Here is a 13641-nt window from a genome sequence, read left to right on the forward strand (position 1 = left end):
CCCCCCCCACAAAAGCAGCCACTTCGCTTCTATTAGCTGTCATGGCCGATCTATATGAAACTGCAAGTGAATAGACGGGGACCCGCGCCATTACCGCCGCTTCAAATAAATTAGGCTCAAAGGGTTTTACGCATTCTCCATTAGTAGAGGTCCCCTCAGGGAATATGCACACTGATTGGATTTGCAGCACCTTATTCACTTCACTGGCAATTTACTTGTCATGACGATCGTTATCGCGCTTGATAAATACCGTACCCAGCTGTTTGGCCATCCACCCGAAAATAGGCCACCCCTCCACATCTGACTTGGCTACAAATCGAATCGGCCAATATGCATTAATCGCATGAATATCCATCCACGAAATATGGTTCGATGCCAGCAGAAAAGGACTGGCCGGCAATATTGCTTCATTCTGAAGTTGTAACTCAATGCCGAAAATCTGCAGCAATTGAATCGACCAATTCTGAATATGCTGAGATTTAGCTCTCTGACTTGCAAATGGGAATACGACGGTTTAGTTGATAGTTTATTGGTCATATTGGATAGCAATATAAATCAAGCTATTGAAAAGATAGCATCGTCATAAAACTGACTTGAAACTGTCATGCTGCTTACATACTCAGTAGGCTTATACGGTTTCATGATGCATTACAAAGCTATCTGGATTTCAGACGTACACCTAGGAACATCAGGGTGCCAGGCAAACTACCTTCTCGATTTTCTAAAACACAATGAAGTCGCAACGTTTTATTTGGTTAGTGACATTATCGATGGCTGGTGAACTCAAAATCATTCATTGGCCTCATATCAAGGGTAAGCCAATTAAATCAGCGCAAATTACGCATCAACCCCCGATCGAATCACTGATTAAAGAGGCCGCACTATAAAAATCATGATCATTACTGATGCATGGGATCCACAAGTCAATGGAGTGGTCCGCACGATCAAACAAACCCGCGCTGAGTTAGTTGCTATGGGCCACGAAGTAGACATGATTACACGCCTAACGGCTTTCAATCCATCCCATGCCCCACCTATCCTGATATCGCTCTTTCCAGGCAAAGAAGTGGCACACCGAATTAAAGAGTTTGCTCCTGATGCAAATCCATATTGCTACCGAAGGTCCCCTAGGCTTATCTGCTCGTGCATATGCTGTTAAGAATCGCCTACCCTTCTCGACTGCTTATCACACCCGCTTTCCAGAGTATGTCAAAGCGCGCACTGGCATCCCCCTTGCGGTTACCTACGCATTTATTTGTTGGTTTCATGGCCCATCAATGGCTGTGATGGCGCCAACCATTGTTGTTAAAAATGACTTAGAAAAGTATGGCTTCACAAATGTAGTGCTTTGGTCAAGAGGAGTCGATCTAGACATATTTAAGGTACAAGAATCAAAAGCATTGAACACTGCTCATCCAATCTTTTTATATGTAGGCCGCGTTACTGTGGAGAAAAACATTAATGCATTTTTAGAAAAAAATTTACCAGGATCACAGTGGGTAGTTGGAGATGGTCCAGCACTTGCAGGCATTAAAGAAAAATATCCAGAAGTAAATTATTTAGGAGTACTTCAACAGCATGAGTTAGCAAAAGTTTATGCTGCGGCAGATGTTTTTGTATTCCCGAGCAAGATAGATACTTTTGGCCTTGTACTACTCGAAGCAATAGCCTACGGCACGCCAGTAGCAGCCTATCCACAGTAACGGGACCGATTGATGTTCTTGGCAACTCCAATGCTGGCGCAATGAATGAAGACTTACGTGAAGCCTGCATACAGGCATTAAAGATTCCCCGTGAAGTAGCCCGCGCCCATGCAGAGCAGCTCTCCTGGAGGGCAGCCTCAGAACAGTTTGCCAATCATCTCAAACCCGTTCCAACAACAGAAGTGCGTGTCACCGCACTCGCCTAAGAGCGGCTACGATGAATTCCCCTTATCACATAAACCAAAATCCCCATCAAGGTAATCGTGGCCTTGCAAGAGCATGGCATGCGGCCAAAATTTCTTGGTGCGGGTTGGTTTATGCTTTTCAGCAAGAGAGCGCTTTTAGACAAGAGCTCACACTCTTTGTGCTGTTAGCGCCAATCGCGGCCGTACTTCCAATCACCTTGTTTGAAAAAGCATTACTCGTTTCATCGCTAATGATGGTTCTGGTTATCGAGCTTCTGAACTCTAGCGTGGAAGCTGCAATCGATCGCATCTCTTTTGATCATCATGATCTTTCAAAGCGTACCAAGGATCTTGGTAGTGCCGCTGTCGTGCTCGCTCTTTTGGTAGCCGCCCTTGTTTGGGCTGCTGTTTGTATTCCTTTGATTCTATAAGCGTCACATTCTTAATTTCATCACCAACAAAGGCTAGCCATGTCTGAAATCCCAAACCTAATCGGCTCATTTGAAATCTTTACACCCAAAAAAATTAAATGGCTAAAAAACCAAGCCAAATGCCTTTCAAAAACTTTCCAAAAAGTTGGCAAAGAAATGAGCCAAAAAACTATTCGGCAAAAAATTTGTTACCAAAACAAGAGCTGAATTAAGGGAAGCGGATGTTATCCCAAGCGCTCAAATTGCTAAACCCAAAAAAACCGGCTTTCGAAATTGTTTGGGCAAGCACTCCGAGTGAAGTCAAAGAAACGCAGAAACTACGCTACAAAGTATTTGCCGAAGAAATGGGAGCAAACTTGCGTCGTAACGTAGAAGGTCTTGATGTGGATGAATTTGACTCTTATTACGCCCATTTGCTGATTCGTGATCAGGATAGCTTCAAGGTAGTAGGCACCTATCGTGTCTTACCACCTCATAAGGCTCTTGCAATCGGTCGACTCTACTCAGATTCTGAATTTGACCTCTCTCGTATTGATTATCTTTGCCCGAAATTGGTAGATCTCGGCAGATCATGTGTCCATCAAGACTACCGCTCTGGCGCCGTCATATATGCAAAAGAATGGTTATGAAATTATGTTGGGATGCACCAGCATTCCGATGGCTGACGGTAGTCACTTTGCTGCAAGTCTGTATAACTCTTTAGGAAATGATCAAATGGCGCCGACCGAGTTCCATGCTTTCCCGCACTTACCATTGCCACTCGATAAATTAAATGGCGGCTTAGAGGTGCAACCCCCACCATTGATCAAAGGCTGCCTAAAGCTAGGCGCAAAAATTTGTAGCGCTCCAGCCTGGAATCCTGATTTCAACACAGCTGACTTATTAACAATGTTGCGCTTGTCAAAAATCAATCCACGCTATGCCAAGCATTTCTTAGGGCTGTAGCTTCTCTAGCGTCATTGAAAAAGCCACCTTAAGCGAGGTGGCTTTTTTATTGTTACTCTTATTTGTTTTTCTCCATCTTACCTACTTAAAACTCACTTGATAAGTTCGACCCACTCTATCCCATTCGGCAGCTTCCTTAAGCAGGCTAAATTCGGTTAGCGGGTGTTCTGCAACCCACTTCCTGGGAAGACTCACGAGATAGGATCCATCGTGCTCCGAGACCTTAACCTTAGGAAAGCTGGTATCATTTCGTCCACAACATAGCACCTGCGCTAAACGCAAGCAAAACAGCATGCGCCAGTCTTGGAAGTTAGGATTATTTGTTAACTTACCCAGCTTACCGGTATGCCCAATTAACAGCGCTGCAAGCCTTGCTTGGTCATTCTTAGAGAAGCCTGGCATATCCGCATTACCTGCAATGTAAGCAGAGTGTTTGTGATAACCGTTATGCGATATCGACAAGCCGATCTCATGTAAATTGGCAGCCCATTGCAGTAGCGCGACATTATCCGCCCTGCTCTCACCTTCCGGCTTAGGTAGTTGCTGCAAAAAATTGGTAGCCAATTGTCCAACTCGACTAGCCTGATCTCGATCGACAGAATAGCGCTGCATGAATTGCCCTACAGTCACGTAGCGCATGTCATGGTGCTGTGAACGTCCTAGTAAGTCATAGAGAACACCGCTCCGCAAAGCAGCATCAGTCACTTCCATCGCTTCGATACCCAGCTCATCGAATGCAGCGAGCATAATCGCTAAACCACCTGGCCATACTGAGCGACGATCATCCTTTAAGCCGATTAGATCAACTTGGTTGACATGCTCATGCTTGAGAAGATGTTTTTTGAGGTTTTTTAAACCCTCATGCGTAATCAAGCCACTTCCGCCATGCACGCGGCCCATGGTCAAGCTATCACCGTGATTGTTGAAATGGTTGTTTCCAATTAATTCCGCTAATGCTCTAGCGGTTCCAGATGAACCAATGACTTGATTCCAGCCACTTTTCAAATAGCCCCCTGAAATCACCTGGATTTCACGGCGCGCTGCTAACTCGGCGTCTTTGAAAGCATGGGCATCAATATTGCCTTTAGGAAAAAAACGTAGACTATGGGATACACAGCCAATGTAGAGACTTTCCATCAGCTTTGGCTCATACCCTTTGCCAATAATGAACTCGGTTGATCCCCCGCCGATATCAATCACTAATCGATTACCGTGCACAGCCGGCACTTCATGCGCCGCCCCAATATAAATGAGGCGCGCCTCCTCTACACCTGCAATAACCTCGATTGGAAAACCCAGAGCCTCTTCTGCATCTTTCACAAATTGCGAGGCATTTTTTGCGACACGCAAGGTATTGGTGGCAACGGCCCTAACATTAGCAGGATCAAACTCACGAATACGCTCACCAAAACGTCTTATAGCGACAAGCCCTCGCTGATAGGCATCATTCCCCAGAAGCTTATTCTCGGTTAAGCCAGCCGCTAGACGTACAGTCTCACGCAAGGTATCAATCGGGCGGAGTTGGGTTCCAGAAGGTGTATTAACAGCCTGAGCTACAAGCATTCGAAAACTATTGGACCCGAGATCGACAGCAGCGGCCACGAGGTCTGCCGAATTTGCTGAAGGATCTAACGGATTACTGGCCAAAATGTTTCCCAAAAAAATGGAATGCTGCGTCAATTGTGTCTATTTTATGAAAAAACCATGACACATTGATGAAAAACGCAGTCAGCCTTTACGGCTGGGATGATTAGGCTCAATCTAGGCGGCTAAATTTTGCTCAGAGCTTGAACAATCACGATTTCCAAAACTACACAAAATACAGCAATCACCTGACTTGGGCTTCAGAATCGCACTACAAGAACGGCAACGGTATAGATGAGGAGGGATGTACAGCGCTCCACTTGAATAGACTCCGTAGCATGGCAATATGGACCAGTTAGGATGGATTCACAATCTTGGATAGTTGTATTCAACATCTTATAATGAAGCAAGATTATTGCAATATTGTGTCAATAGTTTTGATAAGTCTAGTCTGTAGCACTAGGACTCCAGAATGCTGGTATAATAAAATCTTGATTGGTTATTTTTTCAATTAATCGATCCATCTCATCGCCGTCAACTGCGGAAGTGGTCAATACCGCCTGCATTTCCACATCATCAGAACCAAACTGATGAACCTCAATATCCTGAGTCTGGAACCCTGCTGCTTCTAAAGTCTGAATAAATTGCTTCAATGCATGCGTTTGAGCGTGCTTCGATGTAATGATGTATACTGAATTAGTAACTTCAACCGCATCCGTATCCAAAGGTTGTTTTTTAATAAAGCTAACTATTGGCCGCAATCATAAAGATCGTCGCAAGCGCTGCTTCTAGAATTAAATCAGCGCCTGCAACTGCACCAGATGTCCACAGGGTTGCAGCGGTATTAATACCTCTGACATTGCCCTCCTCTCGCATCATCACACCAGCGCCCAAAAATTCAACCCCGGACACTACATAAGCCATGACATGTACTGCACCCTCATGGCCAGTGAGGCGATTTGCAGCATCTACAAATATTGTCGCACCCAAGGCTAATTACTGAATCTGTTAGCGATCCATAGTTAATATTGTTGATAAATTCCATAAAGCTATTTTGCTCCAAGCCCTACAGACTTCACCATCACTTTAAATACTTCAGTGTTGTCCATAAAACCTTTGCATTTCTCTGAGAATGGCCCCATGGCATTCAAGACAGCGTCATCCAACTTTGGATGCCTAGTCTCGTAATGATCAAGGTAGTTTCCGTAAAAGAATGCAAGGCGCTTTGAGACATCAATTTCATTCGGATAGCCCTTAGCTGCCTTTTGGGATAATTTGGGTAACCCGCTGCAGCGTAGACGCCCCCTTTTTCACACAAGGGTCCTGGTGAACCACCCCACCAATCGAGCCACTATGGGTGTGGTCTGGCGTAACGATGATTAGAGTATCCGGATGTTTTTTGGCAAAGTCTTTTGCGATTTGCACTGCATTACTCAACATAATGGTGTCAAACGCAGCACGCTCCCAATCTAGTGAAGGATTAAATTTATCAATTAACGCTGCCTCTACCATCAAGAAAAATCCATAGGGATTTCTGGAAAGCATATCTAGGGCAGATTGCGTCATCTCGGTAAGGTCAGGTTGATTGGGATACTGCTCTACCGTATTCTTTTTTAGATAAAGACGATCCAATGATCCATCCATATTGTCAGGATGAAAAACCCCAAATAGCTTTTTGGGTCAAATTAGACTATCTACCAAAAACATGACAAACCCATGACTACCGCTTAAAGCTTAATGGACTGAGTCTTAGCTCTTGGCGGGGCCGTAAGTCTGCCACTTTTCACGGCCTCCTGCTCGTTTTGCTTTGCGCGCATGCCCAAGGGCAAGAGCCCAACCAAATAGCTTTGAATAATCTGTAAAGTTTTTAAGGGAAACTCCGCCAGGACCAATTGGAATTCCACCCTTCATATCGCGTAATTGGCGCATGTAAAAACCTTCACTTCGATCGCTATCAAATTGCATAGAGCCAAAGTTCAAAAAGATATCTGGTGTGCCCTGCAATAATCTTTGACCAGCAACTACGCGATGACCCATATCACGGTAAACCGATTTACCTCAATAAGGACTCAACACTGATCTTTGAGCTTCTTGATATTGCAAAAAGAGAGAGGCACTCTCGCTATCTCCCTCAAAATACAGCACTAACTACCTTGCAGGCATAGTCTTTAAGGCTGTAGCGCTCAAATAGAATTTGGCGATCTAACAGCAAAGTACTGGAATAGTTTAATAAAGCCTTATCAATGAGAGTCTCTAGGGGCACTCCATCAGCGTTTTTTTGAAATGCTCAATCAAGGGAGGCTTATTAATGATTTTTCTATGCTTACCAACTAAAGTAGTCAGCGTCTGCAATACCTGAATATTGCTTTGACCTTTTATATCTTTGAAATATGCGTCAATCTGCTTTTGATGCTCTTTACAAAAATTTTTGCGAATATCGGATTCACTAATAAATTGCTGAGCTAGATCGAGGTACGGCATTTTGGCATATTGCAGCATGCGCTTTTGATATTCAGCACAAATACGCATCACTATTTTTTGACTTAAGGACTTGTTACCACCATTACTTTCGCAAGCTATTACAACACTTGCTAGTAGGCGCTTGAGATCCCACTCCAAACTACCAGATAAGGTTTCATCAAAATCATTAATCCCAAATACCAATCGGTGTTCAGCTGTGCCAAATAATCCGAAGTTCGAAACATGCATATCCCCAAATAACTGAACGGTGATATCAGTAGTAGGCTGATACGCTAAATCTTGCGCCATGATTGCAGCGCCTCCACGATAAAACGCAAAGGGAGACTGCAGCATCCGTTCATAACGAATGGGAATAAGAGATTTAATACGCGCTCTTCCAAAATATGTATCGGGTCTATACGATTTTTTGGGGCTTCATAAACTCCCTGCTGAGCAATGGTTATCCGAGTGCTACAAGGCCTTATTACAGGGCTCGGTTTTTTGGGTGCTGCTGGTGTCATTATTCGAGAACAAAGATCCAAAAGGGTTTATGAATTCACCGCGGCAGCCAGTCTTTGGGCCTGCGCCCTCATCGGTGCAGCTTTTGGGGCTGGTAAATTTGCTCTCGGAGGCTTATCTTTGGCGGCTATTGGCTTAGTGGATTTGAAAAGTCTGCCACACGATGATCTAAACGAGCTTTTCGAAGAAATTAAGGTCTGGTGCCTTTATGCCAATGGCAAGACTGAAAAGCTACCAAACGAAGAAAAAGAAGAAGAAAGACTAAGCAGGATGCGTTATTGGGATGAGGCGCTCCTTAGGGAAGCGCAACATAAAAGTACTCCCCCTGCCTGGAGTGCTTTCAATAATCAATTGAGCCTGATGTCGACTGGCAATATGTTTCACAATAGCCAAACCTAACCCCGTACCACCTGTATCTCGCGAACGACTCCGATCCACGCGATAAAAGCGTTCTGTTAGACGTGAAAGATGCTCAGCAGCTATGCCTGGGCCAGTATCAGTCACTGAAAATTCTCCCTGCCCATCCTCTGCATTGAAACTCCACTTGACGTCAATCAAACCAGCATCAGGCGTATAGCGAATAGCATTAGATACTAGGTTACTAAATGCAGACAAAACCTCGCGCTCATCCCCCAGCAAATCTTGTTGAGATAAAGCTTCAAAGGTAAATGAGTGTCTTCCCATTGAGAGCGCTTCCACATCATTTTTGAGTAGAGCCATCAAGGTTTTAATATGTACTGGCTTAGTAATCGCAGGTAGCGAATTGGATTCGAGATTCGCTAAAGTCAGCAAATCCTCTACCAGACTCTTCATTCTGATGGCCTGAGCCATCATCATCTCGAAATATTGATCTTGCTGATCCTTAGGAAGATCAAGAGACTGAACAGTTTCTAAAAAGCCCATTAACACTGTAATAGGAGTTCTCATCTCATGAGAGACATTTGCAACGAAGTCGCGACGCATAGCATCCGCTTTTTGTAAATCGGTGACGTTCTGGACCAAGATCAAATGACGCTTTTGTCCAAATGGAAAGGCTTGTAGCATTACGCTGATACTACTACTCGGACCCATTCTTTCCATTAACAAGGGCTCTTCAAAATTTCTCTTAGTAAAGTACTGAATAAACTCCGGCCTACGTATTAAAAAGTTAATACGCTGCATGACATCCCGTTTGTAGATGAGCCCAAAAAACTGCTCGGCAATACTATTACACCATTCAATTTGATCGTTTTCATCGAGCATCACCAGACCATTTGGAGATGCCTGAAATGCTTCTATAAAAGTATTGTGTTGGCGCTCAATCGTGAGTAGTTTTTGTTTTTGGTTTTTAATTAAGCGTTGCAGTCTAAAAAGCACTTCTTCCCAGTAGCCGCTCGGCAACGACATTTTTTCCAGGGAATCACTCAGGATATATTTTTTTAAGCGTGCTAAATTAATATAGGAGTAAATAGGGGGGGCTGAGATGATAAAAATCCCCAACGGTATAGCCCACTGCGCACTCCAAACTTCAAGGGTAATGAAAGCCGCAATCAGGGCAAGGCCAATCAACAAGGCGAAGCGAGTTAAGGCGGAAACCATGCTGCAATCTTAGTCGATCCGTCAGCGAATCTAAAAAATTGAAAAAATCCTATTGTTAAGATTCTGTGGGCGTCTTAGTAATACGGTAGCCACTGCCGCGAACGGTTTCAATGAAACGATCACAATCCACGGGAGCTAAGGCTGCCCTCAGGCGCTTGATATGAACGTCTACAGTTCTTTGCTCAATATAGACCTCATTGCCCCACACATTGTCGCGCAAATTTGTGCGGGAGTGAACACGCTCAGGATTAGCCATAAAGAACTGCAAAAGCCTGTATTCAGTTGGGCCTAAAGAGACGGGCTTGGGCTCTAGATCAGACCAAACAGCCAACACACGGTGGGAGCTTGGATCAAGTGTAATCGGACCAATACTTAATGGACCCGTGTCCTCCATTGGAGACTGTCTACGTAATAAGGCCCTCACCCTAGCAACCAACTCTTTTGGAGAGAAAGGCTTTATTACATAATCATCTGCCCCAGAATCCAACCCTAGGACCTTATCCACTTCTTCGCTTTTGGCGGTGAGCATCAAAATTGGCAAGCCTCTAGTTCGCTCCTGGGCTCTCAGTTCTTTTGCAAATTGCACACCGGATTTGCCTGGCATCATCCAGTCCAAGATGATCATGCTAGGCACACTCTCCTTTATTAATGCAATCGCAATTTCAGTCTGCATAGCCTTTTCAACCTTATATCCTGCATGCGTAAGGTTAATGGCTATTAATTCGGCAATTGACGGCTCATCTTCGACAATGAGTATGTGATGGGTCATAGTGTTCAGTGTTTTATTGCTTGTTTGCTTCGCGCACTAGATCTTCATGCGGAATATGACGCACATCAGAGCCTTTAGCAATATAAATCACAAACTCTGCAATATTCTTGGCATGGTCACCAATACGCTCTATCGCTTTAGCGATTGTCAGTATATCTAAGCCTGTGCTAATCGTATGCGGGTCTTCAGACATGTACGAAATTAGCTTGCGCACAAAACCCCTAAATTCCTCATCAATTTGACGATCTTCGGTTACTACCTCAGCCGCAGCAGCGGTATCAAGGCGAGCAAACGCATCTAGGCTGCGACGTAATAAATTAATCGCCATTTGGCCGGATAAACGAATCTCTGCCACGTTGATTTTATAAGGGACATTAGACTCAATTAATCGCTTAGTTCTCTTAGCAACCCTTTCAGCCTCATCACCAGCACGCTCAAGATTGGTTATCGCTTTTGAAACGGCCATCACTAAACGCAAATCACGTGCAGTTGGCTGGCGACGAGCAATTAACTCAGTACAGGCTAAGTCAATTTGAATTTCCAAATCATTAACCAGCTTTTCATTTTCTATGACAATATTACAAGTATCGATATCCATTGTCGTAAAAGCACGCATGGCAGTGGAGATTTGGGACTCAACCAATCCACCCATCTCAAGTACGCGACTTGAGAGTGAATTGAGGTCAGCATCAAATTGTGATGATAGGTGTTTATCTGACATTTACTATCTCCAATTAACCGAAGCGGCCGGTAATATAGTCTTCTGTTTCTTTACGCTTAGGCTTAATAAAAATCTCATCTGTCTTGCCATACTCAATTAGGCTACCTAAATACATATAGGCAGTGTAATCCGATACACGCGCAGCTTGTTGCATGTTATGAGTCACAATTGCAATGGTGTACTCATGCTTCAATTCATTAATGAGCTCTTCGATCTTCCCTGTAGAAATCGGATCCAAAGCCGAAGTAGGCTCATCCAGCAAAATTACGGATGGCTTTACTGCAACACCGCGAGCAATACATAGGCGCTGTTGCTGACCTCCAGATAGCGAGAGTCCACTTTGATTTAATTTATCTTTTGCTTCATTCCACAGAGCAGCTTTATTTAGGGCCCACTCAACGCGCTCATCCATCTCTGAACGGGAGAGATTTTCATAGAGACGCACTCCAAATGCAATGTTTTCATAAATAGACATTGGAAATGGAGTTGGCTTCTGGAAAACCATGCCGATACGAGAGCGTAATAGGTTTAGGTCTTGTTCAGGAGAAAGAATATTCTGACCATAGAAATTAATTTCGCCTTCTGCTCTCTGGTCAGGGTACAGATCATACATACGATTTAGGGTACGCAATAAAGTAGACTTTCCGCAACCAGATGGTCCAATGAATGCGGTAACTCTCCCTTGTTCGATGTCCAAATTAATGTCTTTTAAGCCCTGAAATGAGCCGTAGAAGAAATTCAAATCTCTGACCTCGAGAGCATTAATGGCTGCCTGTTCGGATTGTTGCCCCGTTGCATCCACTCTACCCCCTTGACTGTCGATCTGATTTAAGTCAAACATTGTGTTCATATTACTCATCATCTTTGCACTTTCTCACGGAAAACCACACGTGCCAATATATTTAAGCCTAAAACTGCAAAAGTAATCAACAATGCACCGCCCCAGGCCAATTCAACCCAGTTATCGTATGGACTCATTGTGAATTGAAAAATCACTACCGGCAAATTGGCCATAGGCGCATTCATATTGGTAGAGAAGAATTGGTTATTCAGTGCAGTAAATAACAGTGGCGCTGTTTCACCGCTCACACGAGCAAGCGCCAATAAGACACCTGTAATGACGCCACTCCGCGCTGCACGCAAAGTCACTTTAAAGGCCACTTTCCATTTTGGCGTTCCCAAAGCATAAGCAGCTTCACGCAAACTTCCAGGCACTAAGCGAAGCATATTTTCAGTGGTACGCACCACAACTGGTATCGCAATGAGTGCAAGGGCAACAGTACCAGCCCAACCAGAGAAGTGTCTTACCTGTGCTACTACGAATGCATACACAAATAAACCAATCACAATCGATGGTGCTGAAAGCATGATGTCGGTCACAAAGCGAGTAATGGCTGCAACTCGACTGCGATCTCCATATTCAGACAAATACAAACCAGCTAGAACGCCAATCGGAGTACTCACCAAGGTACATGTACCTACCAGCATGAGGCTGCCAACAATGGCGTTAGCCAAACCACCACCTTCAGAACCGGGAGCTGGAGTGCTATTCACAAAAAGAGATAAATCTAATGCTGAGAATCCTTTAATTACTAAAACACTCAAAATCCAAAACAAGAAAACCATACCCAAAACCATGGCTCCCATGGAGAGAGTTAGACCAATTTTATTGGCACGCTTACGTTTAGCAAAGATTGCTGGATCCATATTAGAATTAAAGTTCATGTTTTTCAGCCCTGTTTCTTCTCCATATTGTTCAGCATCCACTTAGCGCATGCCAACACAATGAAGGTGATCAGGAAAAGTGCTAAACCGAGAGCAAACAATGATGAAAGATGATTGCCAGCTTCTGCCTCGCCAAATTCATTAGCAAGAGTCGAAGCAATAGAAGTTCCCGGAGCAAAGAGTGAAGGGGACAAACGGTGCGCATTACCAATAACGAAGGTAACTGCCATTGTTTCACCAAGTGCGCGCCCTAGTCCAAGCATGATTCCTCCGATGACGCCAGCCTTGGTATATGGCAGCACAACGTTTCCAACCACCTCCCAAGTAGTGCAGCCAATACCATAGGCTGGTTCCTTAAGAACTGGTGGAACAATTTCAAATACATCACGCATTACCGAGGCAATAAAGGGCAGAATCATCATGGCCAAAATTAAGCCGGCACAGAGAATACCAATACCGTTAAAAGCACCGGAAAACAAAATACCAAAACCTGGGATGTGACCCAATGTACCAGCCAAAGCTGGCTGAATATATTCTGCAAACAATGGTGCAAAAATAAAAAGTCCAAACATGCCGTAGATGATGGATGGCACCGCAGCCAGCAACTCTACTGCAGTACCTAAGGGTCTGCGCAAGGGTCCAGGACATAGTTCGGTCAGAAATACTGCGATACCAAAACTGAGCGGTACAGCAATTAACAAGGAAATAAAGGAGGTAACCACAGTGCCATAAATCGCGATAAGACCACCGAATTCGCCGTTAACAACATCCCATTCTTTGGAGAAGAAAAAGCCAGGCCCAAAAGTACTGAGTGCAGGCCATGCATTAATGCTAAGCGAAACTAAGATGCCCAATAAGGCAATCAAGACTCCTATCGCAAAAAATTGAGTAATGCCATGAAATAGTAAATCCTGTATCCGCTGCAATTTAGCAATACTCAAGGCCTGAGGCGTTGGCGCTGAATGTGACTGAGTAATTTCCATCGTGAGTGAGCTTTAGTAAATATTAAAACAGCGCCGCA

Annotated in this window: 14 protein-coding genes and 6 pseudogenes; 6 read left to right on the forward strand and 14 right to left on the reverse strand. The window is 44.2% G+C overall.

Features of this window, described 5'->3' with window-relative positions; genetic code table 11:
* Positions 1 to 448 (reverse strand): annotated as a pseudogene (locus tag DXE31_RS10705) (lysophospholipid acyltransferase family protein); the annotation flags it as partial.
* A 192-nt stretch (positions 449 to 640) separates the two neighbouring features.
* Here DXE31_RS10705 and DXE31_RS12550 point away from each other — a divergent pair.
* The 5 genes and pseudogenes from DXE31_RS12550 to DXE31_RS00025 form a co-directional block, all read left to right on the forward strand.
* Positions 641 to 778, forward strand: a pseudogene (locus tag DXE31_RS12550) (UDP-2,3-diacylglucosamine diphosphatase); the annotation flags it as partial.
* Positions 732 to 887 (forward strand): hypothetical protein, encoded by a 156-nt coding sequence (locus DXE31_RS09620; protein WP_162785478.1) that lies wholly within the window; start codon positions 732 to 734, stop codon positions 885 to 887. The pseudogene DXE31_RS12550 and the gene DXE31_RS09620, both read left to right, overlap by 47 nt.
* A pseudogene (locus DXE31_RS00015) lies at positions 884 to 1909 on the forward strand (glycosyltransferase family 4 protein). The gene DXE31_RS09620 and the pseudogene DXE31_RS00015 overlap by 4 nt, the downstream one beginning before the upstream one ends.
* Positions 1910 to 1920: 11 nt before the next feature.
* Entirely contained in the window at positions 1921 to 2319 is a 399-nt protein-coding gene (locus tag DXE31_RS00020) for a diacylglycerol kinase (protein WP_114697365.1), read from the forward strand.
* A gap of 269 nt (positions 2320 to 2588) precedes the next feature.
* Positions 2589 to 3264, forward strand: a pseudogene (locus tag DXE31_RS00025) (GNAT family N-acetyltransferase); the annotation flags it as partial.
* An 81-nt stretch (positions 3265 to 3345) separates the two neighbouring features.
* On the opposite strand, the gene DXE31_RS00030 reads toward DXE31_RS00025, so the two are convergent.
* The 7 genes and pseudogenes from DXE31_RS00030 to DXE31_RS00050 all read right to left on the reverse strand — a co-directional run bounded on the left by DXE31_RS00030 (position 3346) and on the right by DXE31_RS00050 (position 7695).
* Positions 3346 to 4827 (reverse strand): Ppx/GppA phosphatase family protein, encoded by a 1482-nt coding sequence (locus DXE31_RS00030; RefSeq protein WP_114698603.1) that lies wholly within the window; start codon positions 4825 to 4827, stop codon positions 3346 to 3348.
* A 198-nt stretch (positions 4828 to 5025) separates the two neighbouring features.
* Positions 5026 to 5193 carry a GDCCVxC domain-containing (seleno)protein gene (locus DXE31_RS12555; RefSeq protein ID WP_415077778.1) on the reverse strand — a complete coding sequence of 56 codons (168 nt, stop codon included), beginning with the start codon at positions 5191 to 5193 and terminating at the stop codon, positions 5026 to 5028.
* Positions 5194 to 5294: 101 nt separating this feature from the next.
* The gene (locus tag DXE31_RS12560) at positions 5295 to 5609 is read right to left on the reverse strand and encodes a hypothetical protein (protein WP_415077779.1); all 315 of its coding nucleotides are present in this window, start codon (positions 5607 to 5609) and stop codon (positions 5295 to 5297) included.
* The gene (locus tag DXE31_RS12565) at positions 5593 to 5838 is read right to left on the reverse strand and encodes an MgtC/SapB family protein (RefSeq protein WP_415077780.1); all 246 of its coding nucleotides are present in this window, start codon (positions 5836 to 5838) and stop codon (positions 5593 to 5595) included. Before DXE31_RS12565 ends, DXE31_RS12560 begins: the two co-directional genes overlap by 17 nt.
* 264 nt (positions 5839 to 6102) lie before the next feature.
* Positions 6103 to 6492, reverse strand: a complete 390-nt coding sequence (locus DXE31_RS09860) for an alkaline phosphatase (protein WP_197712059.1) — start codon at positions 6490 to 6492, stop codon at positions 6103 to 6105.
* A 105-nt stretch (positions 6493 to 6597) separates the two neighbouring features.
* Positions 6598 to 6888: pseudogene (locus DXE31_RS00045) on the reverse strand (DUF2252 family protein); the annotation flags it as partial.
* A gap of 213 nt (positions 6889 to 7101) precedes the next feature.
* Positions 7102 to 7695, reverse strand: coding sequence for a DUF2252 family protein (locus DXE31_RS00050; RefSeq protein WP_269460611.1), 594 nt, complete (start codon positions 7693 to 7695; stop codon positions 7102 to 7104).
* A gap of 69 nt (positions 7696 to 7764) precedes the next feature.
* On the opposite strand from DXE31_RS00050, the pseudogene DXE31_RS00055 reads away from it, so the two are divergent.
* Positions 7765 to 7947: pseudogene (locus DXE31_RS00055) on the forward strand (MgtC/SapB family protein); the annotation flags it as partial.
* Positions 7948 to 8088: 141 nt separating this feature from the next.
* On the opposite strand, the gene phoR reads toward DXE31_RS00055, so the two are convergent.
* The 6 genes from phoR to pstC are packed head-to-tail and all read right to left on the reverse strand — an operon-like array spanning position 8089 to position 13603.
* Positions 8089 to 9405: a phosphate regulon sensor histidine kinase PhoR gene (gene phoR, locus DXE31_RS00060; RefSeq protein WP_114697368.1), complete on the reverse strand. Its 1317-nt coding sequence runs from the start codon at positions 9403 to 9405 to the stop codon at positions 8089 to 8091.
* A 55-nt stretch (positions 9406 to 9460) separates the two neighbouring features.
* Positions 9461 to 10174, reverse strand: coding sequence for a phosphate regulon transcriptional regulator PhoB (phoB, locus tag DXE31_RS00065; protein WP_114697369.1), 714 nt, complete (start codon positions 10172 to 10174; stop codon positions 9461 to 9463).
* A 13-nt stretch (positions 10175 to 10187) separates the two neighbouring features.
* Positions 10188 to 10895, reverse strand: coding sequence for a phosphate signaling complex protein PhoU (gene phoU / locus DXE31_RS00070; RefSeq protein ID WP_114697370.1), 708 nt, complete (start codon positions 10893 to 10895; stop codon positions 10188 to 10190).
* Between the two features lie 13 nt (positions 10896 to 10908).
* Complete coding sequence (gene pstB / locus DXE31_RS00075; RefSeq protein WP_231969204.1) at positions 10909 to 11745, reverse strand: phosphate ABC transporter ATP-binding protein PstB; 837 nt, start codon at positions 11743 to 11745, stop codon at positions 10909 to 10911.
* Positions 11746 to 11753: 8 nt separating this feature from the next.
* Positions 11754 to 12620 carry a phosphate ABC transporter permease PstA gene (gene pstA, locus DXE31_RS00080; protein WP_114698605.1) on the reverse strand — a complete coding sequence of 289 codons (867 nt, stop codon included), beginning with the start codon at positions 12618 to 12620 and terminating at the stop codon, positions 11754 to 11756.
* 5 nt (positions 12621 to 12625) lie between these two features.
* Positions 12626 to 13603 carry a phosphate ABC transporter permease subunit PstC gene (gene pstC / locus DXE31_RS00085; protein WP_114697371.1) on the reverse strand — a complete coding sequence of 326 codons (978 nt, stop codon included), beginning with the start codon at positions 13601 to 13603 and terminating at the stop codon, positions 12626 to 12628.
* Positions 13604 to 13641 lie beyond the last annotated feature (38 nt).

This window comes from Polynucleobacter necessarius (genome assembly GCF_900095185.1).
Taxonomy (GTDB): Bacteria; Pseudomonadota; Gammaproteobacteria; order Burkholderiales; family Burkholderiaceae; genus Polynucleobacter.